Below are 24,849 nucleotides of genomic sequence, written 5' to 3' on the forward strand. Positions count from 1 at the left end.
CCTCCGGCGAGCGCTGTTCACTGCTGTGAACCTCTGTCGCATAGGAGTAGACGGGGGCTCCGTTTCGCCGGCGTTACCCCTGCGGGGTTTTCGTGTTGCGTCGTGTCCCATGAGCTCGTTCGCGTGCTGGCGCAGCCGCACCCCGGCCGCGGCGGACCGGCTGCCCGCGGTGACCGCGGGGACCGGCTCGCCGGGCGGGCCCGACCGGGTAGCACCACCGGGCGAGCTGTCGAGAACTTCTCGGCCCGCAGGCCGCTGAGCAGCGAAAATTGTCAGACCCTCTCCGTAGCTTGGCTGCATGACGGTGACCGCGGAGCAGCCCGAGGGCGGGTTGATCGAGTGGTTGCTGTGGCGGGAGCCGTCGGTCGAGCGGCTGCCGGTCCAGCGGTTGACCACCGAGCAGAAGGTCACCGAGCTGCAGCGGGTGCGGGCCCGCAAGGCGATGGACGACGCCTACGAGGCCGAGCTGCTGATGGCGCTGGCCGCGGACCGGCCCGACACCGACGACCCGCCACCCGGGCATCCCGGCGCGCGGCGCCGCGGCGGTGGCTCACCGGTGCCGGGGACGTCGGAGTTCCTGCCCGACGAGGTGGCGCTGGTGCTGAACTGCGGGCGCCCGTACGCGGTCGGCCTGCTGTCCGATGCCTTCCAGCTGGTGGCGCGGATGCCGGCGGTGCACGCCGCCTGCGCCGCGGGGCGGCTGGACTGGTTCCGGGCCCAGGTGTTCGCCGACGTGCTCGCCGGCGCCATGGATGAGGTCGCTGCCGCGGTGGTGGCGGCGGTGCTGCCGGAGGCCGCGGGCCTGTCGTCGGGGAAGCTGCGCAACCGGCTGGTCGCGGCGGCGATTGCCGCGGACGAGGAGTTCGCCGAACGCCGCCGCGTCCAAGCCGAACGCCGAGCGGCCGTGCGCATCTACCCGACCGGCGACGGGATGTCGGCGCTGACCACCGAGGCCCCCTCGGCCGTGGCCGCGGCGATGTGGTCGGTCATCGACCAAGCCGCGCAGCTCGCGCGCACCGCCGGGGACGACCGGCCGATCGGGGTGCTGCGCGCCGAGGCGCACGCCGCCCTGGTGCTGCGCACCGGCGACGACGGCCGCCCGGCGATGACCGGGCACCTGACGATCACCGCTCCGCTTTCCGCGCTGCGGCGGCCCGGGTCCCCGGGAGGGATGGGCGCCGCCGACTCCGCGGGAGAGGCGGGAGCGCGAGACGACTACGGGGCGGGCGCCACCGGGGCGGGCACCGACCCACGGCAGCTGGGCGAGGGGATGCCGCAGCTCGGCAGCATCCCGATCACCGCCGCGCACCTGCGCGAACTGCTCGCCCAGCTCGGCGCGCTCGGCGTCCAGGCACCGCCCGGCGGCAGCCTGGCCGTGGCGCTGACCGACGACGACGGCGCGCTGCTGGCCACCACCACCCCCGCCGAACTCGCCCGCCTCGCCGCCCGCGGCTGCACCACCCACGGCCGCGACGCGGACTGCTCCTGCCCCGCCCTCGGCCCCCCACCCGAGGTCCCTGGCTATCACCACACGCCCGCGCAGGAACGCTTCCTGCGGCTGCGCGACCGCACCTGCCGCCACCCCGGCTGCGGCCAACCCGCCGGCCGCACCGACGCCGACCACGTCCTCGCCTACAACTGCGGCGGCAGAACCACCTGCCAGAACCTGTGCTGCCTGTGCCGCACCCACCACCGGCTGAAGACCTTCGCCCGCCGCTGGCGCTACCGCATGCACCCCGACGGCACCCTCACCGTCACCACACCGTCGGGCGTCACGAGGACCACCCGCCCACCCGGCCTGCGCCACCCCCAGCAGCAACGAGCCCTGCCCTCACCCCGACCCAGCCCGGTCGCCGAGGACACCCCGCCCTTCTGACCCCCGACGGGGCGCACGGATGCGTCATCCCTCAGCCCGGAACGACGCATCCGCGCACCCGGTCGACGGCGCGCTACCGACGTGCGCGGCTCACCGCGACGGCCAGCGCCAGAGGGGACGGTCGAGCATGCCCTGGCCGTCGACGCGCGTCTCCCCGTTCTCCTTGACCAGGTGCAGGTCCGCGACATCGGCGCCTTCCGTGGCCGCAGCCAGCAGTCCGCGCAACGCGGCGGAGTGCGTCACCACCACGACCTGGGCGCGAACGGCCGCGCTCGCCACCATCTCCGCCAGAGGTGGGAGCAGGTCGGGGTGCAGGCTTGTCTCGGGCTCGTTCAGCACGAAGAGCTCCGGGGGCCGCGGGGTGAGCAGCGCCGCCGTCCAGAGCAGGAAGCGCAGCGTGCCGTCGGAAAGTTCGGCGGCGTCCAGCGGCCGGAGCAGCCCGGACTGGCGCAGCCGCACCCGGAACAGCCCGTCCTGGTCGACGACCTCCAGCCGGCTGCCGGGGAAGGCGCCGGCCACTGCTGCGTCGAGCTCCTCCGCGTGCCCGAGCTCGCGCAGCGTCTGCAGCGCCGAGGCCAGGTCGGCACCGTCGTCGGCCACGACCGGCGTGAACGTGCCGGGCTGGGCCCGGCGCGCCGGAGCCCCGGCATCGGTGCGGAAAGAGTCGTAGAACCGCCACCCCCGCACCCGGTTGCGCACCCGCAGCACCTCGGGTGCGCTCTCGATGTCGGACACCTCGGCCAGCAGGCTGTCCTGCCGGGCCAGCCGCCGGCCCGTGTCGAGCCATCGACCGTCTTCCCGGGTCATGACCGCCGACCCCGCGCGCCGGCTGAGCAGGGCCGCGGGGCGCAGCACGGGGCCGGCCCAGACGACCTCCTCCTTGATCTCGGGGTCGCGTTGGAACATCGAGGTGCTGTCCGGCACCGGGAGGCCGAAGTCGACGGCGTAGCCGAGGTCGTCGCCGCCGAGCCCGATCCGCACGGCCACCGGCCGGGTGCGCACCGAGCCGGAGAGGTCCTCGTCGTCCGCCGCACGCTCCGGCCCCGCCCAGAGGACCGATGCGATGCCACCCTCGGCCGCGAGGGCCCGCACCGCTCCCCCGTCCGCGGTGGCTGCCAGCAGTCGCAGCACCCGGTAGAGGTTGGACTTGCCCGAGCCGTTCGCGCCCGTGACGACGGTCAGCTGAGCCAGCGGGACCACCAGGCTGCGCAGCGAGCGGTACCCCTCGACCGCGACCGTCTGCAGCACCGCACGACCGTAGCGGGGCGGCCCGACGCGACCCCGCTAGCAGCACCCCGGACGGGTTACCCGCCCGTTACGTTCTCGCTGCCGCGCCGTTCGGGCCTGGCCCTCCGACCTATGCTCGACCGGTGGAGGTCACCCCGGAGCCCGCGGCCACCGCCCCGGACGAGACGCCGAGCGGCCACCTCGAGGACGTCATCGCGATGCGCGTCCGCGAGCTGCGGCTGGCCAAGGGCATCTCGCTGGCCGAGCTGGCCCGGCTGACCGGCATGAGCAAGGCGATGCTCTCCAAGATCGAGAACGCGCAGACCTCGTGCAGCCTCTCCAGCCTGGCCCGGCTGGCCGACGCGCTCGCCGTCCCGGTGACCGCGCTGTTCCGCGGCCTGGACGACCAGCGCGAGGCCGTGCACACCCCGGCCGGCCACGGCGCGCAGATCGCCCGCCGCGGCAGCAACGTCGGCCACCTCTACCAGCTGCTGGGCGCGCTCCGCGGCGAGCACAAGCGCCTCGAGCCGCTCCTGGTCACCCTCACCGAGGCCAGCGAGGTCTTCCCGCTCTTCCAGCACGCCGGCACCGAGTTCCTCTACGTGCTCGAGGGCGTGATGATCTACGGCCACGGCCAGGCCCGCTACGAGATGCACCCGGGCGACTCGCTGGTCTTCGACGGCGAGGGGCCGCACGGCCCGGCCGAGCTGATCGAGCTGCCGGTCCGCTTCCTCGCCGTCACCGCCTACGGCCACGTCTCCTGAGCCCGGACCGCACGACCGGGCACACCCCCGGGCACGACGAAGGGGCCGGCATCCCCCGCTGCCGGCCCCTCGCCCCCGCCGTGGATCAGCTGGTCGGCTGACCCTCCGCGGCGGACCGTGCCACCAGCGCCTCCGCCGAGGCGACGACGGCCTGCGGCGTGGGCGCGGTGCCCGGGGTCTGGACGCTCCCCTCGAGGTCGAACGCGACCTCCGCGTGCTGGTCGAGGTCGATGCCCGCCGCCTCCGCCTCCGGCGAGACCCGCAGCCCCAGCGTCTTGTGCAGGGCGAACGCGATCAGCAGCGAGACGGTGAAGCTGTAGGCCACCACCGCGACCGTCGCGATCGCCTGGTCGGCGAGCAGGTCCAGCCCACCGCCGTAGAAGAGCCCGGCGCGGCCGCTCGGCGCCTCGGCGGAGCCGAAGAAGCCGACCAGCAGGGTGCCGATGATGCCGCCGGCCAGGTGCACGCCGACGACGTCGAGCGAGTCGTCGTAGCCGAACCGGTACTTCAGCGCGATCGCCAGCGGGCAGAGGGCTCCGGCGATCGCCCCGACCGCCAGCGCGCCGAGCGGGGTCACCGCCCCGCAGGACGGCGTGATGGCGACCAGCCCGGCGATCGCGCCCGACATCCCGCCGAGCGTGGTGGCGTGCCCGTCGCGCAGCTTCTCCACCAGCAGCCAGGCGAGGATCGCCCCGCACGTGGCGTTGAACGTGGTCAGCATGACGACCGCCGCGCTGTTCCCCGCCGCCAGCGCCGAGCCGCCGTTGAACCCGAACCAGCCGAACCACAGCATCCCGGCGCCGAGGGCAACCAGCGGCAGGTTGGTCGGCCGGGCCTGCCGCGGCCAGCCCACCCGCTTGCCGACGACGAGCACCAGCGCCAGTGCGCCGAGGCCCGCGTTGATGTGCACCGCGGTGCCACCGGCGAAGTCGACGGCGCCCAGCGTGTTGGCGATCCAGCCGCCGGAGACGCTGCCGTCGGCGGAGTCGAACGCGAACACCCAGTGGGCGACCGGGAAGTAGACCAGCGCGGCCCACAGCCCCGCGAACACCAGCCACGGGCCGAACCGCACCCGGCTGGAGACCGCGCCGGCGATGAGCGCGGTCGTGATGACCGCGAACAGCGCCTGGAACACCGCCACCAGCGCCGGCGGCAGCGCGGCCGCCTCGTCACCGGCCACGAGCGAGCCCAGCCCGGCGTACTCGGTGACGTCGCCGAGCAACCCGGCGCCGCCGTAGGAGTCGCCGAAGACGGCGGAGAAGCCGAACAGGGTCCAGAGCATGCCCACGACCGCGACGGCGCCGAACACCATCATGATCATGTTGAGCACGCCCTTGGACGAGACCATGCCGCCGTAGAACAGCGCCAGGCCCGGGATCATGAGCGCGACGGCCATCGTGGCCGCGAGGATGAATGCAGTGCTGCCGACGTCCACGGGAACCCCTCGTTCACTGGTGGTGGTCGCTGTCAGGCGGCAGTAGACGGCCCGTGTGTTGCCCGCGCGGTCATCCCCGGTGACGTTCACGTGACATCGGGCGGGAACCGGGTGCGCCGCCCGTGACACGCTCGACGGCGTGACGACCAGCGCCGACCCCACCGCGACAACCCGCGCCGCAGCGGGCTACCTGCGCACCTGGCTCGAGACGCAGGCCGCGCACCGCCGGGTGCCGGGCGTGCAGGTCGCCGTCCGCTCGGGTGGGGAGCTGCTGCTCTCCGCGGCGGTCGGCGTCGCGGACGCCGGCACCGGCGCGCCGCTCACCACCGAACACCTCTTCCACGTCGCCTCGCACTCCAAGACGTTCACCGCGACCGCCGTCCTCCAGCTGGTCGAGGCCGGCCGGATGCGGCTCGACGACCCGATCGGCACCCACGTCCCCGAGCTCGCCGGCTCGCCCCTGGCGCGGGCCACCGTGCGCGAGCTGCTCGGCCACCAGTCCGGGGTCACCCGCGACGGCGCGCACGCCGACTTCTGGCAGCTGGAGGCGGCCTTCCCCGACCGCGCACGGTTGCTCGACGAGGTCCTGCCGGACGGCGTCGTGCACGGGCGGAACGAGCGCTTCAAGTACTCCAACGTCGGCTACGCGCTGGTCGGGCTCGCCGTCGAGGCGGTCACCGGCCGGCCCTTCGCCGAGCACGTGCGCGACGCCGTCCTCACCCCGCTCGGCCTGACCCGCACCGGCGCCGACCACGACCCGGCCCGCGCCGACGAGTACGCCGCCGGGCACACCGCGCTGCTGCTCGGCGCGCAGACCCGGCAGGTGCTCGGGCACGCTCCCACCGGCGCCTACGCCCCGGCCACCGGGTTCTGGTCGACCGCCGAGGAGCTGAGCGCCTTCGCCCAGGCCGCGCTCGTGCACGGCGACGAGCGGCTGATCCCGGACGACGCCAAGCGGGTGATGCAGCGGCTGGACTCGGTGGTCACCGCCTACGGCAAGGAGGTCGGCCGGTACGGGCTCGGCGTCGACCTCTCCACCGTGGGCGAGCGCGCCCTGGTCGGGCACAGCGGCGGCTGGCCCGGCCAGATCACCCTGACCCTCGCCGACCCCACCGCGGGGCTGGTCGTCAGCGTGCTCACCAACGCGATCGACGGACCCGCGCAGGAGCTCGCGCACGGCCTGGTCGCGCTCGTCGACGCCGCCCTCACCCCGCGCGCCGAGGTGCCGCCACCCCCGGCCGACGCCCCGCCGCCGAGCGCCTTCACCGGCCGGTTCACCGGCCTGTGGGGCGTGCTCGACGTCGCCGAGCTCGGCGGCCGGCTGGTGCTGCTGCGCCCCACGCTCGCCGACCCCCTGCACGGCATGGAGGAGGCGCAGGTGGTCGACGACGGCACGCTGCGGCTGGCAGCCCAGCCCGGGTTCGGGGCGGCCGGCGAGCTGGTCCGGCTGGAGCGAGACGGCAGCGGGACGGTGACCGCGGTGCGCCTGGGCGGGGTGACCCACCGCCGGACGGCGTCCCTCCCTGACGCGCTCGGGCGATGACGCGCTACCCGTCCCGGCGGGCGCGGACGGTCGCGGCGGTCCCCCAGACGGCGGCCGCGGCGAGCACCGCGGCGACGAGCAGCAGCAGGTTGCGGCCGACGTCGTGCGGCAGGAAGGACGGGTTGCCCGGGTCCGCGCCGTAGCCCAGCACGAACGGGAACGCGACGAGCGCGAGCACCCCGGACACCGCACCGCCCACGACGGCGGCCGGACGGGCCGGGCGCGGCAGCAGGCGCACCGCGAGCCGGCCGAGGCCGATCCACAGCGGCGCGAGGACCAGGTCGTGGAGCAGCGCGCTGCCGACGAACCAGGTCGCCCAGGCGCGCAGCGGCACGTCGGTGGCGACCAGCCCCGAGGCGCCGTAGCCGACGGCGGCCAGCCCGGGCAGCAGGAGGAGCCAGCGCCACCAGAGACCAGAAGTGTCCGGAGCGGTCATGCCGGCGCCACCCGGGTGACCCACTTGGTCTGCAGCACGCCGGGCCGGTTGGGCGCGATCAACCGCACCGGGTAGCCGTGGTCCGGGTCGAGTGGCGCCCCGTTCAACCCGGTGGCCAGCAGCGTCCGGGGACTGCGGGCGTGCGGGGGCGCCACGGTCGAGCGCCGGTACAGCCCGCGCTCCTGCAGCGACTCGACGACGACCTCGGTGTCCCGCGGCAGCCCCGCCGCGGCGAGCAGGTCGCCGAGCCGGACCCCGGTCCACGTCGCGTTCGCGCTCCAGCCCTCGACGCAGGCGATCGGCAGCCGCTCGGTGCGCTGGGGGAAGGCGGCGAGGTCGGCCAGCGTCAGCTCCAGCCGGTCGGGTCCCTCGACGACCAGCCGGTACCCGGGCCCCACGTCGGTGACGCCGGCGGCCCGCGCCGTCTGCCGCACCGGCAGCCCCTGCGGGCCGACGCCGGGCTGCCGGGGCGCGAGCAGCGAGACCGCGCCCAGCGGGGAGAACGTCTGGCCGGCGGTGGTGAGCGTGACGGCCCCGACGCCGAGGCCCGCGGCCAGCACGAACGCCCGCCGCGGCACCGGGCCGGACTCCTCGGCCCGCACCTCGGCGGCGTCGGCGACCGGGCTGCTCCGGCGGGCCAGCCCGCGGCGGATCTCCGGGGCCTTGGCACCGACGTGCACCGCGACCGCACCGATCGCGATCCATGCCGTCCAGTAGTGGGCGACCGGGAAGAAGAAGCCGAACGGGTACCACTGGGCGGTGTTGATGATGCCGGTGACCAGCTGCATCGCCGCCGCCCCGACCAGCACCAGGACCGACAGCCGGCTGACGACCCGCGCGACCGTGCCGGCCACCGGCCAGGCGAACAGCGCCGGGTAGACCGTCCAGAGCTTGACCAGCAGCAGCGGGACCGCGGCCAGCCCGGTCGCGACGTGCAGGCCCTGGGTGACGCGGTACAGCCAGGACGGCGAGGCGGGCCAGACGAACCAGCCGGGCGGGTGCTGCACGAGGTGGCTGACCAGCCCGGTGGCGAAGCAGACCGCGAAGGCCAGTCCCAGCCACACCCCGCTCCGGGCGGCCCGCCGCTCGGAGTGCAGGGGGCTGGAGAAGGCGTCCGCGCGGAACGGCCCGCGGCGCAGGGCCTCGGGCGGCCCGGGCACGGGTGCCCCCAGCAGCCGGTCGAGGACGGTCACGCCGGGCTGCCCACGTCCGCGGCCGTGGCGGCGACCGCCCGCGCCGTCCGGCTCCCCGGGGCGCACAGCGCGGCCACCGCGACGGCGTCCGGGAAGTGGTCGATGTCGGTGAGCTCGGGCAGGTCGACGACGACGAGGCCGCGCCCCTCGAGCGCCGCACGGGTGCGGACGGCGGTGTCCTCGCGCGACATCGGCACCGTCGCCAGCACCGCGGCGTCCTCCGGCCGGTGCACGCCGAGCGCCCACCAGCCACCGTCCGGTGCGGTGCCGAGCACCGCCGTCCCCGGGCCGGCCGCCTCCAGCCGCTCCGCGCACCGGGCGAGCAGCTCGGGCGTCACCTGCGGGGTGTCCATGCCGATGAGCAGCACGGGCGCGGTCGAGCCGGCCATGGCGTCGGTGAACGCTGCCGCCAGCCGGGTGCCCAGGTCGCCCTGGACCTGCGGGACGACGGCGAAGCCGGTCAGGTCGAGCGCTCCCGGCGGCCCGTCCAGCGCGACGACGCGGCCGGCCACCGGAGCCGCGCGCACCGCGTCGAGGGTGTCGCCGACCGCGGCGGCAGCGATGGCGGCCGCCTGGTCGGGGCTGCACGGCGGGGTGAGCCGGGTCTTGCTCCGCCCGGGCACCGGTGCCTTGGTGATGACGAGGGCCCGGGTGCGCAGCGCGCCGGTCACCGGGCCAGCACCGCGCTCATGTCGCGGATCGTGCGGGCGGTGCCGCGCACGGTGCCGGTGACCTTCGACCGCGAGCCGGCGGTGCGCACGGCGTAGTCGACGTCCACCTCCCGGATGCGCCAGCCGTCGTCGGCCGCCGCGGTGACCATCTCCAGCGGGTAGCCGAACCTGCGGTCGGTGAGGTCGAGCGCGAGCAGCGCGGACCGGCGGGCTGCCCGCATCGGGCCCAGGTCGTGCAGCCGCAGGCCGGTGCGCCGGCGCAGCATGCGGGCCAGCGCGATGTTCGCGATCCGCGCGTGCACCGGCCACGCCCCGCGCGCGGGGCGGCGCCGGCCCAGCACCAGGTCGGCCTCCCCCGCCAGCACCGGCCCGGCGACCCGCGGCAGCTGCGCCGGGTCCATCGAGCCGTCGGCGTCGCAGAAGCAGACCAGGTCGGCGGTCGCCGCCTCCAGCCCGGCGTGCGCGGCGGCGCCGAACCCACGCTGCGGCACGTGCACGACCAGCGCGCCGTGCGCGGTGGCGACGGCGGCCGAGCCGTCGGTCGAGCCGTTGTCCGCGACGATCGCCCGGTAGCCGGCCGGGAGGCGGGAGAGCACCCACGGCAGCGACGCCGCCTCGTCCAGGCAGGGCAGGACGACGTCGACCGGCGGCGGTTCAGCGGGGGCAGCCATGACCGGCGTTCGTGCCGGGGCCCGCGTCCGGTTCACCAGGGCGTCCGGACGGTCACCTCCACGGTGATCGCCAATAGCGCTGCGAGCGCCAGCCAGAATCGGTGCGAGCGGGCCGGCAACGACGCCGTCGCCGGCAGCAGCCAGACGACGAACGGCAGCCAGATCCGCTCGGTCTCGCCGAGCACCAGGCCGGAGAGGTCGCTGACCAGCACCCCGCCCAGCGACGCCAGCGGCAGCCAGGCCACCCGGCCGCGCACGCCGGCCAGCCCGGCGACCACGGCCGGCCCCGCGGCGACCGCACCCGCGGCGAGGTTGGCGGCCAGGAACCAGGTCGCCTGCGCGGCGCGGTCCTCGTACGCGGCGCCGTCGCGGACCCGCTGCGACACCGCCTCGATCCCCTCGACCCACCAGTAGCCCCCGGCGGTGAACAGCGCGGCCACCAGCAGCACCCCGGCGGCGGCGACCGCGAGCACCCGCAGCACGCCGGCCCAGTCCAGGCGCGCCCGCTGCAGCAGCACGACGGTCAGCGCGAGCAGCCCCGCCGCGGCCAGCCCGAAGGACAGGTACAGGCTCAGCCCTAGGAGTACGCCCCCGGCCAGGGCGCGGACCCAGCCGGCCCGTGCCGGGAACCGTGCGGCGGCCAGCGCCAGCAGCGCCACGCCCCAGGCGGTGACGCCGGCGAAGAACGCGTCCGCGCTGGTGGCGATCCACACCGCGCCGGGCAGCAGGACGGCGAACGGCGCCACGGTCCGGGCGGCGGCCTCGTCGGCGACCACCCGGACGGTGACCAGCACGGCGGGGACGGCGAGCGCGCCCCCGGCGATGCACAGCGCGGCGGCCCAGCCCGGTCCGCCCAGCCCCACCCGGTCCAGCAGCACGAACGCGAGCAGCGCACCCGGCGGGTGCCCCGACACGTGGGTGACCCACGGATCGGGAGAGCCGACCGGCACCGAGTCGACGAAGGTGGCCAGGAAGGTGCGCAGGCCCCCGACCCGGCCGACGTCGGCGACGTACTCGTGCTCGGTGGCCATCGGCGCGGCGAGCGCGGACCAGCTGCTGCTGAGCGCCAGCGCGACCGCCCACGCCGCGGCGCCCGCGGTGCTCGCGGCGAGCACCGCGGGCCAGCGCAGCCGGCGGGCCGTCGCCGGACCCCACAGCACCACCGCGACCGCGACGGCCACCGGCAGGAGCATCCGCGGGGTGAGCACGACGTCGAACGGGCCGACGACGACGTAGCCCTCGCGCAGGCTGAGCTGCCCGCCGTCCCGGGTGATCCGCCGGCCGCTGAGCCAGACGGCCAGCACGCCCGCCGCGACCAGCACGACGGCGAGCCCGCGGGCGGTGCGGCCGCGCGCGGGCGTCGTCGTCCCGGCGGGGCGGGGCGGGGCGGTGGTCACCGGCTCGGTGCGGCCGGGCGGAGCGGGTCGGTGGCGAAGGCGCGCATGCCGTCGGCGAAGGTCACCCGCGCCCGGAAGCCGAGCTCCCGCGCCGCGCGCTCGGGGCTGGCGACGACGTGCCGCACGTCGCCGATCCGGTACTCGCCGGTGGTCCGCGGCTCGGGGCCGCCGAACGCCTCGGCCAGCGCGCGGGCCATGTCGCCCACGGTGTGCGGGGAGCCCGAGGCGACGTTGTGCGCGCGCAGCGCCCCCTCCGGCGGCTCGGCCGCCAGCGCGCACAGGTTGGCCTGCGCGACGTCGGTGACGTGCACGAAGTCGCGCTGCTGGCCGCCGTCCTCGAACACCGCGGGCGCGCGGCCGGCCTCCAGGGCGCTGCGGAAGATCGCCGCCACCCCGGAGTACGGGGTGTCCCGCGGCATGTGCGGGCCGTAGACGTTGTGGTACCTCAGCGCGACCGCTCCGCCGCCGGTCGCGGACGCCCACGCGGCGGCCAGGTGCTCCTGGTGCAGCTTGGTGGCGGCGTAGGTGTTGCGCGGATCGGCCGGGGTCTCCTCGCCGACGGTGTCCCACGCGAACACGTCGGCGCGCGCCATGGCGGCCGCAGCACCGCCGCCGGCCTCCAGGGCGCTCGACGCCCGGCCCACCAAGATCGCCGTCCAGCGCCCGGTCGACGGTGGCCGCGTCGCGCACGTCGCCGTGGTGGAACTCGACACCGTCGGCAGCTGCGGGCCGTCGAGCAGACCTCGTGGCCGACGGCCCGCCGATGAACCCGGCGCCGCCCGTGACCAGCACCCGCATCAGGAGGCCCGCAGCCGCAGCACGGGCGCGTCGCCGGCGACCGGCGCCAGGGCGGCGGCGGGGACGGCGACGGCGTCGGCACCGACCTGCGCCCACGGGAACCAGCTGCCCCTCTCGGCACCGCGTTCGAGCCGGACGCGGCCGGCGCGCAGCCCCGTGCCGGGGCGCCCCAGCTCCACCAGCACCCGGCCGGTGGGCGTCAGGAGCTCACGGCAGCGGGACAGCAGCGCGACCGGGTCGCCACCGATGCCGATGTTGCCGTCGGCGAGCAGGACGGTGTCCCAGCCGCCCTCGGCGGGCACCGGCTCGAAGACCGACCGCCGGACGGCGGTTGCACCGAGCCCCCGCGCGATCCGCACCGCCTCCCGCGAGGTGTCCACGCCGAGCGCCTCCCGGCCCTGCCCGGCCAGCTCCGCGGCCAGCCGGCCCGGCCCGCAGCCGGCGTCCAGCACCGTGCCCTCGGCGCGGTCGAGCAGCTCGCGGTCGGCGTCGTCGGCGGTGCCGACCCACTGGCCGAGCGCACCTGCCAGCGAGTGCCGGCCGCCGCCCTCGTACCGGGCGAACCACCGCCACCGCTCCGCCGGGGAGCCGGCCGACCGCAGCGCGGTGTCGTACAGGTCGGCCGGCGCCGGCTCGGCGATCGCGAGGCTCATCGGCCCGCGCCCGGGGTCGCGGGGCGGGGGGCGACGGCGCTGCGGATTCGACTCACGTGCAGGCGTTCGTGCCGGGGAGGCGGTCCGGTTCACCCCGAACCCGATCGAGGAAGTTCGCGTCGGGGGCAATCCGATCGCGGACCTCGGGTCGAAGGCCTGCTGACATCCGATCGAACGAGGAGATCCCATGACGCAGTTCCGCTCCCCCGCCAAGCTCCTGGTCGCCGGCGTGGCCCTCACCGCGGCCCTCGGCCTCAGCGCCTGCAGCGACGACGCCTCGGCCGACGACGCCACGACGTCGAGCTCCTCCTCGGAGAGCGCGCAGTTCGCCCGCCCCGAGCCGGTCGCCTCCCTGCCGGCGATCCCGGCCGGTGGCAGCACCGCCGTCGCCCTGGACGCGGCCTTCGTGGACGCGCTCGGCAGCCTCGGCCTCACGCCGGGCACCGTCGGCGGCGCGACGCTCGCCGACGGCTCGGTCAGCTTCCCGATCACCGGTGGCACCGTGACCGTGTTCGACAAGTCGACCGGCTACAAGCCCTACGTGCAGGGCACGCTGTTCCACCAGGGCAGCGGGCTGAGCCTGACCGCCGGTGGCACCACGGTGGAGCTGACCAACTTCACCATCGACCCCGGCACCCCGTCGCGGCTGTTCGGTGACGTCTCGGTCAACGGCGAGCTGGCCGTGCCGAGCGCCCCGCTGTTCGACCTGGACGGCAGCACGCTGAACCCGCCGACCATCGAGGGCGGCGAGGCCACCCTGCAGGGCACCGAGGTGCTGCTCAGCGCCGAGGCCGCCGAGCTGCTGAACACGACCTTCGACACCGACGCCCTCGCGGGCGGCTTCCTCATCGGCGTCGCGACGATCACCGTGCCGACCAGCTGATGCGCTAGCCGGCAACGCACAGGAGGGGTGGAGCCGGTCGGCTCCACCCCTCCTGCGCGTCTGCGCCCGGTGCTACCGGCGGCCCTCGGCGGGCAGCCAGGTGCGCGCGGCCGAGACCAGGGCCTTCACCCCGGTGCTCAGCGTGGGCTCGATGACCGGCGCGAACTGCGCCGAGTGGTTCGACGGCAGGTCGCGGACGACCCGCTGCAGGCCCTCGCGGTCGGTGACCCCGGCGAACGCGGCCGGGTCGGCGCCGCCGAGCAGCCAGTAGACCAGCGGCACGCCCGCGGCGGTGGCGAGCATGCCGACGTCCTCGCTGCCGGTGACCGGGCCGGGGTCGACGGTCAGCCCAGGACCGAGGTCGCGGTCCCAGCCCTCGATGGTGCGCTTGCCGGCATCGGGGTCGTTGACCAGGACGGGGAAGGACTCCTTCAGGTTCACCTCGGGCTCCTCCGGAGCCCCGGAGGCGGCGGCCTCGGCCCGCACGATCCGGTCGATGGAGGTCATCAGGCGCCGGCGCACCTCGGTGTCGTAGGAGCGCAGGCTCACCCGCAGCTCGGCGCGCTCGGGGATCACGTTGCCGGCGTTGCCGGCGTGCATCGCGCCCACGGTGACGACGGCGGACTCGCTGCCGGCCACCTCGCGGGAGACGACGGTCTGCAGCCGCATGACGGTGGCGGCGGCCATGACGACGGGGTCGACGGTCGTCTCCGGCCGGGAGCCGTGCCCACCGCGGCCGTGCAGCACGATGTGCAGCATGTCGGCGCCGGCGAAGGCCGGGCCCTTGCGCAGGCCCAGCAGGCCCGCGGGCAGCGGCGAGACGTGCTGGCCCAGCACGACGTCGGGCTTGCCGAACCGGTCGAAGATGCCGTCGTCGATCATCGACTGGGCGCCGCCGCCGACCTCCTCGGCCGGCTGGAACACCAGCATCAGCGTCCCGCTCCAGGTGTCCCGCTCGGCGACCAGCGTGGCGGCGGCACCGAGCAGGCAGGTCACGTGCACGTCGTGACCGCAGGCGTGCATGACCGCGGTGTCGGAGCCGTCGGCCGCCGTCCCCCGGGCGGTGCTGGCGTAGGGCAGGCCGGTCTCCTCCTCCACCGGGAGGGCGTCCATGTCGGCGCGCAGCAGCGCGGTCGGCCCCGGCCCGTTGCGCAGGACGCCCACGACGCCGGTGCGCCCGACGCCGGTGGTCGTCTCGTACCCCAGCGCCTCGAGCCGCTCGGCGATGATCCCGGCCGTGCGGTGCTCGGCGAAGGCGAGCTCCGGGTGGGCGTGCAGGTCCCGGTAGATGTGCTCCAGGTCTGCGAGGACGTCGGCAGGGCTCACGTCGGCGGCTCCTTGGGTGGTCGGCCGTGGCCGGCGGATCGGGAGGCGACCGTATCCCGGCACGTGGCCGCCGTCACCGACCCGGGGTGACCGGCGGCACAACCCTGGGTCCGCCGGCCGGCAGCGCTTCGCTACGGTCCGCACATGACCGACCGCCGCCCGATCCGCATCGGCAACTTCTCCGGTTACCTCGGCGACCGGTTCACCGCGATCGAGGAGGCGCTGGCCGGCGACCCGGTCGACGTCCTCATGGGCGACTACCTGGCCGAGGTCACCCTCGCCTCGCTGTCGACCACCTACCGGCAGAACCCGGAACGCGGCGGCTACGTCCCCACGTTCCTGCGGCAGCTCGCCCCGCACCTGCCGGTGCTGGCAGAGCGCGGGATCAAGGTCGTCACCAACGCCGGCGGGTTCGACCCGGCGGGCATGGCCGCCGCGGTGCGGCAGCTGGTCGCCGACGCCGGGCTGGCGCTGGAGGTGGCGCACGTCGACGGCGACAACCTGGTCGGCCGGCTCGAGGAGTTCCACGCCGAGGGGCACGCGCTGGAGAACCTGGACACGAACGCGCCGCTCAAGGACTGGGGCGTGGAGCCGATCGCGGCCAACGCCTACCTCGGCGGCTTCGGCATCGCCGAGGCGCTGCGGGCCGGCGCGGACATCGTCGTCACCGGGCGGGTCACCGACGCCTCGCTCACGGTGGGCCCGGCCGCGTGGTGGCACGGGTGGACGCCGGACGAGTGGGACGCCCTGGCCGGCGCGGTCACCGCGGGGCACATCATCGAGTGCGGCGCGCACGCCACCGGCGGCAACTTCTCCGGCTTCCGCAGCGTGCCCGGCATGACCCGGCCCGGCTTCCCGATCGCCGAGATCGCCGCCGACGGCAGCAGCGTCATCACCAAGCACGCCCGCGACGGGGGGATGGTCACCGTCGACACGGTGACCGCCCAACTGGTCTACGAGATCCAGGGCCCGCGCTACCTCAACCCGGACGCGACGGTGCACCTGGAGACGGTGCAGCTCACGCAGGTCGGCCCGGACCGGGTGGCCATCGGGCCGGTGACCGGGTCGCCGCCGCCGGTCACCGCCAAGGTCGCCGTCTTCGCGCCGATCGGCTTCGAGATCTCCACGATGCTGTTCTGCACCTCGCCGGACGTCGAGGCGAAGGTGGACCTGCTGCGCGCGCAGCTGGAGCTGCTCCTCGGCGACGTCGTCGACGAGCTGGACGTGACCGCGCTGGGCACCGCGGCGCCGGACCCGGCGACCCAGTGGGCGGCGACCGTGCCGATCCGGGTGATCGCCACCGCCCGCGAGCGCGAGCAGCTGCGGGCGTTCCCGTCGGCCGTGAGCGGCCTGTACCTGCAGGGCTTCCCCGGCTTCCACCACGACGGGCACGCGCAGGCCGCCCGCGAGCCGTGGCCCCGGATCGACTACTGGCCGGCGCTCGTGCCGGCCGAGGTGCTCGTGCACCGGGCGGTGCTGGCCGACGGCACGGTGCTCGACGCCCCGACGCCGTCCCGGACGGCGACCGACGACGAGATCGCCCAGCCCCGCCACCCCGAGCCCTCCCCCGCCGCCGACGCCGGGGCGACCCGGCGGGTGCTGCTCGGCGAGTTCGCGCACGCCCGCGCCGGCGACAAGGGCGGCAACTCCAACGTGGGGTTGTGGGTGAGCGACCCGGCGCACTGGGAGTGGCTGCGGACGACGCTGACCACCGACGGGCTGCGGGCGCTCATGCCGGAGGCGCGCGAGCTGACGCTGCGGCGGCACGAGTTCCCGCACCTGCGGGCCGTCCACTTCGTGCTCGAGGGGCTGCTGGGCACCGGTGGCTCGTCGAACCTGCGGGTGGACCAGATCGGCAAGTCCGTCGGCGAGTACCTGCGCTCCAAGCTGGTGCCGGTGCCCGAGGAATGGGCCGGCCGTTCCGCGACGTTGCCGTGAGCCAGACCACACGACGATCAGGAGTGCACGCATGAAGGCAGCCGTCTACCACCGCAACGGTCCCCCCGACGTCCTCCAGTACGAGGACGTGCCGGACCCGGAGGTCGGCCCGGGCATGGTGCTGATCCGCGTGGAGGCGGTGTCCATCGAGGGCGGCGACACCCTCAACCGGCTCGGCGGCCCGCTGATCACCGTGCCGCACATCGTCGGGTACCAGGCCGCGGGGACCATCGTCGCGGTCGCCCACGACGTGACCGACCGGGCCGTGGGCGACCGCGTGGTGGCGACCAGCAGCCACGGGTCGCACGCCGAGCTGTTCGCCGTCTCGGCGCGGACCACGTGGAAGGTGCCCGAGGGGGCCGACATCGCCGCGGCCGCCTGCGTGCCGGTCGCGTACGGCACCGCGCACGACTGCCTGTTCGAGTTCGGCCGGCTGACCGAGGGCGAGACGGTGCTGGTGCAGGCCGGTGCCGGTGGCGTCGGGGTCGCCGCCATCCAGCTCGCCAAGCGGGCCGGTGCGACGGTGATCGCGACCGCGTCGTCCCTCGCCCGGCTCGAGCCGCTGAAGGAGCTCGGCCTGGACCACGCCGTCGACTACTCCAAGCACGGCTGGGTGGACGAGGTGCGCGGGCTGACCGAGGGCGGGCGCGGGGTGCACGTCGTCGTCGACTCGGTGGGCGGCAAGACGCTGCAGCAGTCGGTCGCCTGCCTGCGCCGCCGCGGCCGCGCCATCACCGTCGGCAACGCCGGCCGGGACGTGACGCCGTTCAACGCCGGGGTGCTGGGCATGCAGAACCAGTCGCTGACCGGCGTCTACCTGGGCGGGGAGATCACCACACCGCGCGTGCAGCAGATGGTGCAGGGCCTGGTGGACGACGTCGCCGCCGGCCGGCTCGCCGTCCTGATCGACCGCACCTTCCCGTTGTCCGCGGCCGCCGCGGCGGCACGAGTACATCGAGAGCCGCAAGGCCGTCGGACGGGTCGTCCTCACCCCGAACGCACCGGAGGAGGTCGTCGCCACCGACGACGACTGAGGCAGTCCGCGGCGGACGACGGTCCGTCGCGAGCACCGGCAGAGGGGTGCGGGGACGAGGTCTCCGCACCCCTCCGTGTCTCCGCACGCGTGCTCGCCGGCGACCGAGGTCCCGCCGCCACCGGGGCGGTCGACCCTGGGCCGCCGGACGCGCGGGGATCACCCTCGGGTCCGTCCGAGCACTCTGCCGACGGCTCCGGAGGACGTGCGATGACCGACCCGGCGTCCCTGCTCAGCGTGCCGCGACCGCGTCACCCCGGCCCGGAGATGGCCGCGCTCGACCGGTTCTACGCCGACGTGACCTGGACCGGGACCATCGAGCCGGACGGGATGGGGCCGGGCAGCCCGGCGATGACCGCCCGAGGGTCGGGCGTGCACTCCCGCCTGCACGACGGGCTGTGGATCGTCGGGGACTACCGGCAGGACCAGTTCCTGCTGGACGGCACCTTCCTGCTCACCTGGCAGCTGCACTGGGTCACCGGCTGGGACGCCGACGCCGGCGAGTACCGGGCCACGCTGGCCGACAACTACGGCCATGCCGACGTCATGCGCGGCCGCCTGGATGGCGACCGGCTGGTGTACGCCTCGGTCGGGGATGCCCCGATCCGACTGCGGCTGACGTGGGACGTCTCCGACCCGGCGGCGGCGGAGTGGACCAACGAGGTCTCCGTCGCCGGGGGCACGTGGACGCTGGTCGAGCGCTACCGGATGACGCGGTCGGCCCCCTCGACCGCGGCCGGCTGATCGCCGTGCCCACGCCCGCGCGATCCGTGGAACGAGCCGGACCGACCGCGGCGGAGCTCGCACGGGAGGTGCGGGACGTCCTCGCCGACCTGCCGCGCTTCGTCATCGCACCGCTGCTGCGTCCTTGGCACCGGCACTGGGGTGCGACTCCGGCGGAGGTCGCGGCACCGTTCCCGGGCGACGACCGGGTGGCCGATGCGCACCTCGGGGCCACCCGAGCCCTCACCATCGCGGCGCTGCCGGACGAGCTGTGGCCCTGGCTGGTGCAGGTGGGCTGCCTCCGTTCCGGGTGGTACGCCGACGACCTGCTGGACAACCTCGGTCACCCGAGCGCCACGGCGATCGTGCCCTCGTTGCAGGACCTCCGCGTGGGCAGATGGCTCCCGATGTCCCCGCGGCCGACGGAGCAGACCTCCTTCGTCGTCGACTCCCTACGACGAGCCGCGGTGGATGCTGTGGCGCACGCCGACGAGCACGTGGGCCTGGCGGCTCGCACCGCTGCCTGGCGACCGGACACGCCTGGCCACCCGGCTGCGCGTCACCTACGACCGGCGGCGTCCGGCGGCGGTCCTGCTTCTGGAGCTCGGCGACTGGCCGATGATGCGGCGGATGCTGCGGGGCATCCGGTCGCGCGCGGAGGCCGAGCACCGCCGGCGTCATCCGCCGGCCGCCCGCCCCCGCATCCTGGCGCTGATCAAGGCGGGGCACACCGCCCTCTGGGCCACGATCGAGTTCTGCGTCGGCTTCCTGCTGTGGTCCACCGTCCGCGGGCGTCGGGACAGGCGGGTCGCGGCGGCCGCCGCCGTCGTCGCGGCCGAGTGCCTGGTCTTCGTCGGGGCCGGTTTCCGGTGCCCGCTGACGGGACTGGCCGAGCGGGCCGGCGCACCCGCGGGCGGGGTCACCGACATCTACCTGCCGGCCTGGTTCGCCCGGAACCTGCCCGCCCTGTACGTGCCGGTGCTCGCCCTCGTCGTCTGGCTGCGCACCCGCCGGTAGCAACGCCAGAGGGGTGCGGAGACCAGGTCCCCGCACCCCTCTGTGCTCGTCACCTGGCGGTGACGTCGCGACTGGATCAGCTGTCGTCGGTCATCCAATGTCCGTCCAACGCCCACGTCGTGGGCTCGAACGGCGGCAGGCCCGCACCGATGGGGTGCGGGTGTGCCGTGGCGATGCTGCGCCGTTGGTGAAGTGCACGTCGATGGGTACCCGCAGCAAGGCGGGCTGGACATGACCGAGCTGCGCGGGCAGGCATGTCGCGGACGGCGCGGGCAGCCCCGGTCGGGGGTCGGGCTCCGGGCCGCAGGACGGGCAGCGGAACGCCGGGGCGGCGGTGTTCATCGGTCTTTCCTCGGTCGAGTGGTCAGCGGGCTTGCTGTCTTCCGCGACCCGCACAGCCCGGCCCCTTCCGCACTCGAGCCGTGACTTCCGACCAGAGTGTCGGCGCCCATGGGACGACAGTCATGGGCCTCTGCTCCAGCGAACGACACTCGACCAAGCCGCGCCTTGGTCGCCGCGCAGCTCAGTCCGCCGGGGTGGCCAACACCTCATGCTGCGGCGGCCACCCCGGCCGCATCACACCGTCACCCCACCCGGCCACCAGCCACCCCGCCGGACCGAGCGACAGGAACAGCGATAGCGACTGCACCGCCGTGTCGCTCTCCCACACGTGCGTCCCGTCGGCCTGCTGCGGCACCTGGTCGACCGGTGTCACCCGAATCAGCTCCAGCCCGGGGGCGACCAACCGGGGCCGGGTTCCCGTGCCGAGCTCCCGGTCGTCGAACATGCGCGCGATCACGTCGACCAGGTCGCGGCGGAGCACCCGCTCCAGGTGCGGCCACAGAGGATGCGCCGGCGGCAACGCGGCCAACTGCTCCGCCAACTGCTCGCGAGACGCGCCTCCAGTCAGCGGGTCGTTGAGCGCTCGCGGGTTGTTGAGTACCCACATCTGCACGTAGGACAGGCGGAAGTCGGCGTCCATGCCGCCCCAGACGCTCAACACGTCGCGGGCCCGGGCCTGCTCCACCCATTTCAGGGCGGAGAGCGCCACTTCCGCGTTCGCCGCAGTGGCGTCGAAGTCGAACCCAGAGTCGTCGGTCACGGCTGCATTGTGTGCCTGCTGGCTGACATCCCGGTCGGTGCCCGGGTCGGCGGAAGAGTGTCGCCTGTCGGAAACCGTGACCCGGGTCGGCGACACTTTCATCGGAACGCGCGTCGGCCCGTCGCTCCCATCCGGTTGGCCGCCGTCGTGCGTCTCGGAGACCCCCTTCAGTTGTTCGACGCCGTCGGCGTCGAACAAGTCCAGCTGTCCCATCACCTTCGCCCTGCGCATGTGCCCGACCGTGCGGACGTATGCGCAGGCGTCACGGAACCTTTCGAGATCCGGTGAGACGGTCGCCGTGGCTCCTCCGGCTCTCCGCGGTCGCCGCCTTCGATGCCTAGACGCGACAGCGATCTCGTCCGGCTGGATGCACGGCTGGCCGCGATCCCGTCAAGCCGAAAGCTGTCGCCGAGCGCGCCGGGAACCGCTCCTTCGAAGCGCGGCTAGCTCTCCGCGGACCTCGCCGGCGAGCGCCTCCACCTTCTGCCGTGTGCTCCCGGCGAACCATCCCCCGCCTGGCTCTGCCTCCACGGCCTTCATGGCCTTGCTGATGCCGTCAACGAGGGCAACGCCGACCGCGGCCCGCTCCTCCCGCTGCTTCAGCTCGTAGTCCTCCAGCAGTGCTGCGGTCGTCGGGTCGGTCTGGGCGACTGCGTACCGGTGCAGCAACTCCGCCACCATCAACGTGGCCTCCGCCTCGGCGTAGTAGGCAAGGCTGAACATCACATCGGGCACGGTGGTCTGCAGCGCCTCGAGCTTCTCGCGAGCATTCGACGGAAGTCGACCGAGGTCCCGCTTGAGCCGGGCGACCTCCTCGGCAGCGCGCTCCAGTTGCACCTCCAACGCGCGGCGGTCAGGCAGTTCGGCCGCCAGAGCTTCAGGCAGCGCTCCCAGCAACGAGGCGAGCTCGACCACCTTGACCACCCGTCGACGGTCCGCCCGTAGCTGGGCGATCTGCTGGTCCCGTTCCATCCCCTTCAGGTTGTCGAGGGCGGAGCCGACGGCGGTCAGCGTCTTCATCATCCGCGCCTGACCGGCGAGCGAAGCGGCGACGAAGATCAGCCCGGGATACCGACGCCAGCGAACGCAACCCGGTCCCTGCTTGCTGCCACCGCACCAACGCCCGAATGCCCTTGTCTCCGCGGAGAACTCCGAGCATCTCCCCGTTCGACATCACGGCGTCGAACTGCCGGAACTGCTCGACGCTGCTCTTCGCGACCTTGAACACCAGTCCGGCCTGCCGGACGTCCTCTACGGCGCTAGCCGCCTGCAGGGCCGCGGCCGCTGCGCCGAACGCTGTGCCCAACTCGGCGGTCGCTGCGTGCGTCAGCTGCGGGGACAGCGTGTACAGCGGCTTCCCCAAGTGAGCAACCAAGCCGGTGTTGCCCAGCACCAGGACCTTGTCGTCGTCCAGGCGCTGCACAAGCGCGTCGTCCGTGGTGAGTTCGGGCAGTCGCTCGACCACGACAGGCGCAGCGTCGCCCGATTCCCGCGCTGCAGCGGCCGCCCAGTCCTCCCATGGGCTCAGCAGTGATCGCGTGGACACGTCGTCCTCGTGCCCAGATTCGGGCGCATCCAGAAGCGCCGCGTCGGCATCAGGGGCGAACCGGACCCGAACACGGCCAGCGACCGGCGCTGCCAGCACCACCACGGGCACGGTTCGCGTCACAGCGCGGCCCCGGGCCGCGCACGCGTACGTCCGCCCGATGGCAATGTCCGCTGCGCGCATGGTCCCCGACCCTGCCGTGAGACGTGCGCGGACACCATCCCCGAGCAGAGTGAAGGCGGGAGGGCCGCTCGACGCCACCAGCATCGGCGGCTCGGTCGCCTAACCCGCACCGAAAGCTCGCCGCGCGCTGGAGGCCCTAGCCGGCCTGGCGACACCTCATGGAGGACGGGAGGAACAGGAGCGGCGACAACTCGCGGGGGCCGCCGGTCAGCTAGGCGCCGGAAGCTGTCTTCACCGATTCAGCCTGCAGCCAGCCGTCTGTGGTTTCGCCGTTGATGGTGGCTTCCACGGCCTCCACGACCATCTCGACTCGCGTGCCGTTCTGCCAGCCGTCCGCGTCCGACTCGTCGACGAACACCGGTAGGTCGTCCGCTCCACCCTTCGCCATCACGTAGACGACGAAGTCCCCGGACGCCCCGACTCCCCACGCGTCGGATTCGAACAACTCGGCCGTGATCCTGAACCGGTCCCCGGTGGCGATGCCACTCGAGCTGCCGGCGTTCAGCGCATCGAGCAGTTCATCGACCGTGGTGTCAGTGACGGGCGTGGGCGGGGTGTCCACCGGCTCGGTCGCCACGGGTGCCGGCGGGGCGTCTACCTGCTCGGTCGGCTCGGCCGCCGGCGGGGCGTCCGACTCCTCGGCCGTCACGGACGTCGAGGTAGCCGATGCGGAGTTCTTGCTGTCTCCATTCCCCTCGAGCAGGGCGCCGACTCCGATGACGCCGGCGAGAACCAGGACGGCGGCACCGGCGATCGCGATCTGACGCACAGGAAGTGGCGGCTTCGGCTTCCGGAAGTTGAGCGTCGTGTGCAAGGTGCCCGCGCTCTGGTCGACGAGCTCCCAGCCGTCCTTCTGCCACTTAGCGACCGACCTGCCTTCGGTACCGCGTATGGCCTTCACGGTCTTCAGCTCGTACCGCATACCGCCGTCACCCATGCCCCGACCCCCCCAGATCCCACTCGGACCTCCGGCTCCGGGGTCCGCGTGAGCTTAGGGCGTCACTGGGCGGTAGCCGGTGACCTTCCGACCTTTACGGAGCAGCAACTTCCCCGGCGACAACGTCCGGCACAACAGAATCAGCGCAGGGCCGCGTACTCGTGAGGAACCTGCACCAGTTCCACGTCCATCAGATCGCAGAGCCCCTGCAGGCGGTCACGCCACACCGGCTGCTCATCGAGCACTGGAACGGCCACCGCGGCCCGCACCGCGGTGCGGTCCAAGCCGTGGCGGCTGAACCACGGGTCCAGCGGGCTGGCGCTGCGGATGAACTGGCGGTACAGGACCGCCTGGGCGACGGCGTGCCGGTAGTAGCCGCCCACTCCCCCACCACCGCGGACCTTCATCTCCACGGCCCACGGCACGGAGCCCTGGCGCATCAGCGCGTCGAGGTAGCGGGCGGCGTTGCCCGTGGTGTGTCCCCAGCGGGTGGGGAACTGGCTGCCCCAGTTGGTCATGCCGTCATCGGGCTGCAGGAGCTCCAGCCGGCCGGAGGTAACACCGATCGGGCACGCGCCGCGCAGGATGCGTGACTCCAATGCGTGTTCGTTTTGCTTGGCCTCAGCTCCAGCGGCCGGTGCGCGGAACCAGTCGTCGGCGAAGGCGGTCAGTGCGGCCACGGCCAGCTTCACGCTCTGCTCGTCGTCGTCGCGCACGATGAGTCGGGTGCCCCCGTCGGGCTGGACCGCGGCCGCTCGCCAGGCTCGGCGCGCCTCGCCCTCATTACCGGTTCGGCCGACCTTGCCGACGTCCAGCCATCCACGTCCGGCACGAATCCGGCCGACCTCCAGTCCTTCCAGCCGCAGCGACCAATCGGGATAGCCGGTCAGCATCGGGTAGGCACGCAGCTCCGTGCGGCCGACCTCTTTCTGCAGCCGGCGCAGTAGGTCGGGCGGGCCGTCCTCGAGGCGGTCCATCAGGCCCAGGTACCGGACGGCCTTGGCGCTGGTGGAGAAGTCGGCCGGGGCGAGCGGCGGCAGCTGTCGGAGGCCGGTCGCGTCGGCGGTGTAGATGTGTACCGCCGGGCCGCCGCTCATGGCGGCCAGCAGGGAGCCGATCGCGTCGAGCGCCTCGGTGTTCTCCCGCTCACCGAGCACAACGGCGACCTCGCCGGCGGGCTCACCTTCGCCCGCAGACGCCCCGGCCCCGTGCAGGTGCAGGTCGAGCAGATCGAGAACGGCACCGATGCAGGTCTCGGTCGACGCACCACTGGCGACTGCGACGGTCCGCCGGCCATCGAGTCGACACCGCATGACCGTGGATGAGATGGAGTTCTTGCGGTCCTGCTTGTCGGTGACGTCCTGCGCGCCGGCGCGTTCGAGTGCGGCCTTGAGCTGGTCATGGGTGATCACGGGGAGCTCGCCCTTTCCTGGTCTCGCCGCGAGAACGTGGAACGGCGGCACGGTCCTGCCTATCGGCTCGTCAGCGTGCCGGAAC

General features: G+C 74.4%; 21 protein-coding genes. 7 read left to right on the forward strand and 14 right to left on the reverse strand.

Annotated features, from left to right (window positions below):
- Nucleotides 1-298: 298 nt before the first annotated feature.
- Nucleotides 299-1,876, forward strand: a complete 1,578-nt coding sequence (locus tag JKP75_RS13090; RefSeq protein WP_200493148.1) for an HNH endonuclease signature motif containing protein — start codon at nucleotides 299-301, stop codon at nucleotides 1,874-1,876.
- 90 nt (nucleotides 1,877-1,966) lie between these two features.
- Here JKP75_RS13090 and JKP75_RS13095 read toward each other — a convergent pair whose 3' ends face one another.
- A complete protein-coding gene (locus tag JKP75_RS13095) occupies nucleotides 1,967-3,124 on the reverse strand; it encodes an AAA family ATPase (RefSeq protein WP_200490820.1) in 1,158 nt (385 codons plus the stop codon).
- Nucleotides 3,125-3,246: 122 nt separating this feature from the next.
- Here JKP75_RS13095 and JKP75_RS13100 point away from each other — a divergent pair, with 122 nt between their 5' ends.
- A complete protein-coding gene (locus JKP75_RS13100; protein ID WP_309229814.1) occupies nucleotides 3,247-3,867 on the forward strand; it encodes an XRE family transcriptional regulator in 621 nt (206 codons plus the stop codon).
- A gap of 85 nt (nucleotides 3,868-3,952) precedes the next feature.
- Here JKP75_RS13100 and JKP75_RS13105 read toward each other — a convergent pair whose 3' ends face one another.
- Nucleotides 3,953-5,302 (reverse strand): ammonium transporter, encoded by a 1,350-nt coding sequence (locus tag JKP75_RS13105; protein WP_200490819.1) that lies wholly within the window; start codon nucleotides 5,300-5,302, stop codon nucleotides 3,953-3,955.
- Between the two features lie 139 nt (nucleotides 5,303-5,441).
- Here JKP75_RS13105 and JKP75_RS13110 point away from each other — a divergent pair, with 139 nt between their 5' ends.
- The gene (locus JKP75_RS13110) at nucleotides 5,442-6,845 is read left to right on the forward strand and encodes a serine hydrolase (RefSeq protein ID WP_200490818.1); all 1,404 of its coding nucleotides are present in this window, start codon (nucleotides 5,442-5,444) and stop codon (nucleotides 6,843-6,845) included.
- A gap of 4 nt (nucleotides 6,846-6,849) precedes the next feature.
- On the opposite strand, the gene JKP75_RS13115 is transcribed toward JKP75_RS13110, so the two are convergent.
- The 7 genes from JKP75_RS13115 to JKP75_RS13145 all read right to left on the reverse strand — a co-directional run bounded on the left by JKP75_RS13115 (nucleotide 6,850) and on the right by JKP75_RS13145 (nucleotide 12,664).
- Nucleotides 6,850-7,281 carry a hypothetical protein gene (locus JKP75_RS13115; protein WP_200493149.1) on the reverse strand — a complete coding sequence of 144 codons (432 nt, stop codon included), beginning with the start codon at nucleotides 7,279-7,281 and terminating at the stop codon, nucleotides 6,850-6,852.
- A complete protein-coding gene (locus tag JKP75_RS13120; RefSeq protein WP_200493150.1) occupies nucleotides 7,278-8,474 on the reverse strand; it encodes a molybdopterin-dependent oxidoreductase in 1,197 nt (398 codons plus the stop codon). The genes JKP75_RS13115 and JKP75_RS13120 overlap by 4 nt, the downstream gene beginning before the upstream one ends.
- Nucleotides 8,471-9,145 carry a DUF2064 domain-containing protein gene (locus JKP75_RS13125; protein WP_309229815.1) on the reverse strand — a complete coding sequence of 225 codons (675 nt, stop codon included), beginning with the start codon at nucleotides 9,143-9,145 and terminating at the stop codon, nucleotides 8,471-8,473. The genes JKP75_RS13120 and JKP75_RS13125 overlap by 4 nt, the downstream gene beginning before the upstream one ends.
- Entirely contained in the window at nucleotides 9,142-9,816 is a 675-nt protein-coding gene (locus tag JKP75_RS13130) for a glycosyltransferase family 2 protein (protein WP_200490817.1), read from the reverse strand. The genes JKP75_RS13125 and JKP75_RS13130 overlap by 4 nt, the downstream gene beginning before the upstream one ends.
- Nucleotides 9,817-9,848: 32 nt before the next feature.
- Nucleotides 9,849-11,213: a hypothetical protein gene (locus tag JKP75_RS13135; protein ID WP_200490816.1), complete on the reverse strand. Its 1,365-nt coding sequence runs from the start codon at nucleotides 11,211-11,213 to the stop codon at nucleotides 9,849-9,851.
- Nucleotides 11,210-11,857 carry an NAD-dependent epimerase/dehydratase family protein gene (locus tag JKP75_RS13140; RefSeq protein ID WP_309229816.1) on the reverse strand — a complete coding sequence of 216 codons (648 nt, stop codon included), beginning with the start codon at nucleotides 11,855-11,857 and terminating at the stop codon, nucleotides 11,210-11,212. The genes JKP75_RS13135 and JKP75_RS13140 overlap by 4 nt, the downstream gene beginning before the upstream one ends.
- 153 nt (nucleotides 11,858-12,010) lie before the next feature.
- Entirely contained in the window at nucleotides 12,011-12,664 is a 654-nt protein-coding gene (locus JKP75_RS13145) for a bifunctional 2-polyprenyl-6-hydroxyphenol methylase/3-demethylubiquinol 3-O-methyltransferase UbiG (RefSeq protein ID WP_200493151.1), read from the reverse strand.
- A 187-nt stretch (nucleotides 12,665-12,851) separates the two neighbouring features.
- On the opposite strand from JKP75_RS13145, the gene JKP75_RS13150 reads away from it, so the two are divergent.
- Entirely contained in the window at nucleotides 12,852-13,547 is a 696-nt protein-coding gene (locus tag JKP75_RS13150) for a hypothetical protein (protein ID WP_200490814.1), read from the forward strand.
- 72 nt (nucleotides 13,548-13,619) lie between these two features.
- On the opposite strand, the gene JKP75_RS13155 is transcribed toward JKP75_RS13150, so the two are convergent.
- Entirely contained in the window at nucleotides 13,620-14,873 is a 1,254-nt protein-coding gene (locus JKP75_RS13155; RefSeq protein WP_200493152.1) for an amidohydrolase, read from the reverse strand.
- Between the two features lie 144 nt (nucleotides 14,874-15,017).
- Here JKP75_RS13155 and JKP75_RS13160 point away from each other — a divergent pair, with 144 nt between their 5' ends.
- The 3 genes from JKP75_RS13160 (at nucleotide 15,018) to JKP75_RS13170 (ending at nucleotide 19,584) form a co-directional block, all read left to right on the forward strand.
- A complete protein-coding gene (locus JKP75_RS13160; protein WP_200490812.1) occupies nucleotides 15,018-16,811 on the forward strand; it encodes an acyclic terpene utilization AtuA family protein in 1,794 nt (597 codons plus the stop codon).
- 31 nt (nucleotides 16,812-16,842) lie between these two features.
- Complete coding sequence (locus JKP75_RS13165; RefSeq protein ID WP_200493153.1) at nucleotides 16,843-18,588, forward strand: zinc-binding dehydrogenase; 1,746 nt, start codon at nucleotides 16,843-16,845, stop codon at nucleotides 18,586-18,588.
- A 450-nt stretch (nucleotides 18,589-19,038) separates the two neighbouring features.
- Nucleotides 19,039-19,584 (forward strand): hypothetical protein, encoded by a 546-nt coding sequence (locus JKP75_RS13170; protein WP_200490809.1) that lies wholly within the window; start codon nucleotides 19,039-19,041, stop codon nucleotides 19,582-19,584.
- Nucleotides 19,585-20,107: 523 nt separating this feature from the next.
- Here JKP75_RS13170 and JKP75_RS13175 read toward each other — a convergent pair.
- The 4 genes from JKP75_RS13175 to JKP75_RS13190 form a co-directional block, all read right to left on the reverse strand.
- The gene (locus tag JKP75_RS13175; protein ID WP_200493154.1) at nucleotides 20,108-20,917 is read right to left on the reverse strand and encodes a hypothetical protein; all 810 of its coding nucleotides are present in this window, start codon (nucleotides 20,915-20,917) and stop codon (nucleotides 20,108-20,110) included.
- Nucleotides 20,918-21,076: 159 nt separating this feature from the next.
- A complete protein-coding gene (locus JKP75_RS13180; RefSeq protein ID WP_200493155.1) occupies nucleotides 21,077-21,706 on the reverse strand; it encodes a hypothetical protein in 630 nt (209 codons plus the stop codon).
- A 920-nt stretch (nucleotides 21,707-22,626) separates the two neighbouring features.
- Nucleotides 22,627-23,337, reverse strand: a complete 711-nt coding sequence (locus JKP75_RS13185; protein WP_200490806.1) for a hypothetical protein — start codon at nucleotides 23,335-23,337, stop codon at nucleotides 22,627-22,629.
- 155 nt (nucleotides 23,338-23,492) lie between these two features.
- Nucleotides 23,493-24,764 carry a hypothetical protein gene (locus tag JKP75_RS13190; protein WP_200490805.1) on the reverse strand — a complete coding sequence of 424 codons (1,272 nt, stop codon included), beginning with the start codon at nucleotides 24,762-24,764 and terminating at the stop codon, nucleotides 23,493-23,495.
- Nucleotides 24,765-24,849 lie beyond the last annotated feature (85 nt).

The organism is Blastococcus sp. TML/M2B, from assembly GCF_016612865.1.
GTDB lineage: Bacteria > Actinomycetota > Actinomycetes > Mycobacteriales > Geodermatophilaceae > Blastococcus.

Bases quoted from the DNA above. Each gene is read 5' to 3' on its own strand.
- JKP75_RS13180 (WP_200493155.1), bottom strand. From the start codon at position 21,706: ATGAAGACGCTGACCGCCGTCGGCTCCGCCCTCGACAACCTGAAGGGG.
- JKP75_RS13160 (WP_200490812.1), top strand. From the start codon at position 15,018: ATGACCGACCGCCGCCCGATCCGCATCGGCAACTTCTCCGGTTACCTC.
- JKP75_RS13175 (WP_200493154.1), bottom strand. From the start codon at position 20,917: ATGCGCAGGGCGAAGGTGATGGGACAGCTGGACTTGTTCGACGCCGAC.
- JKP75_RS13170 (WP_200490809.1), top strand. From the start codon at position 19,039: ATGCTGTGGCGCACGCCGACGAGCACGTGGGCCTGGCGGCTCGCACCG.
- JKP75_RS13150 (WP_200490814.1), top strand. From the start codon at position 12,852: ATGACGCAGTTCCGCTCCCCCGCCAAGCTCCTGGTCGCCGGCGTGGCC.
- JKP75_RS13130 (WP_200490817.1), bottom strand. From the start codon at position 9,816: ATGGCTGCCCCCGCTGAACCGCCGCCGGTCGACGTCGTCCTGCCCTGC.
- JKP75_RS13185 (WP_200490806.1), bottom strand. From the start codon at position 23,337: ATGCGGTACGAGCTGAAGACCGTGAAGGCCATACGCGGTACCGAAGGC.
- JKP75_RS13115 (WP_200493149.1), bottom strand. From the start codon at position 7,281: ATGACCGCTCCGGACACTTCTGGTCTCTGGTGGCGCTGGCTCCTCCTG.
- JKP75_RS13090 (WP_200493148.1), top strand. From the start codon at position 299: ATGACGGTGACCGCGGAGCAGCCCGAGGGCGGGTTGATCGAGTGGTTG.
- JKP75_RS13145 (WP_200493151.1), bottom strand. From the start codon at position 12,664: ATGAGCCTCGCGATCGCCGAGCCGGCGCCGGCCGACCTGTACGACACC.
- JKP75_RS13165 (WP_200493153.1), top strand. From the start codon at position 16,843: ATGAAGGCAGCCGTCTACCACCGCAACGGTCCCCCCGACGTCCTCCAG.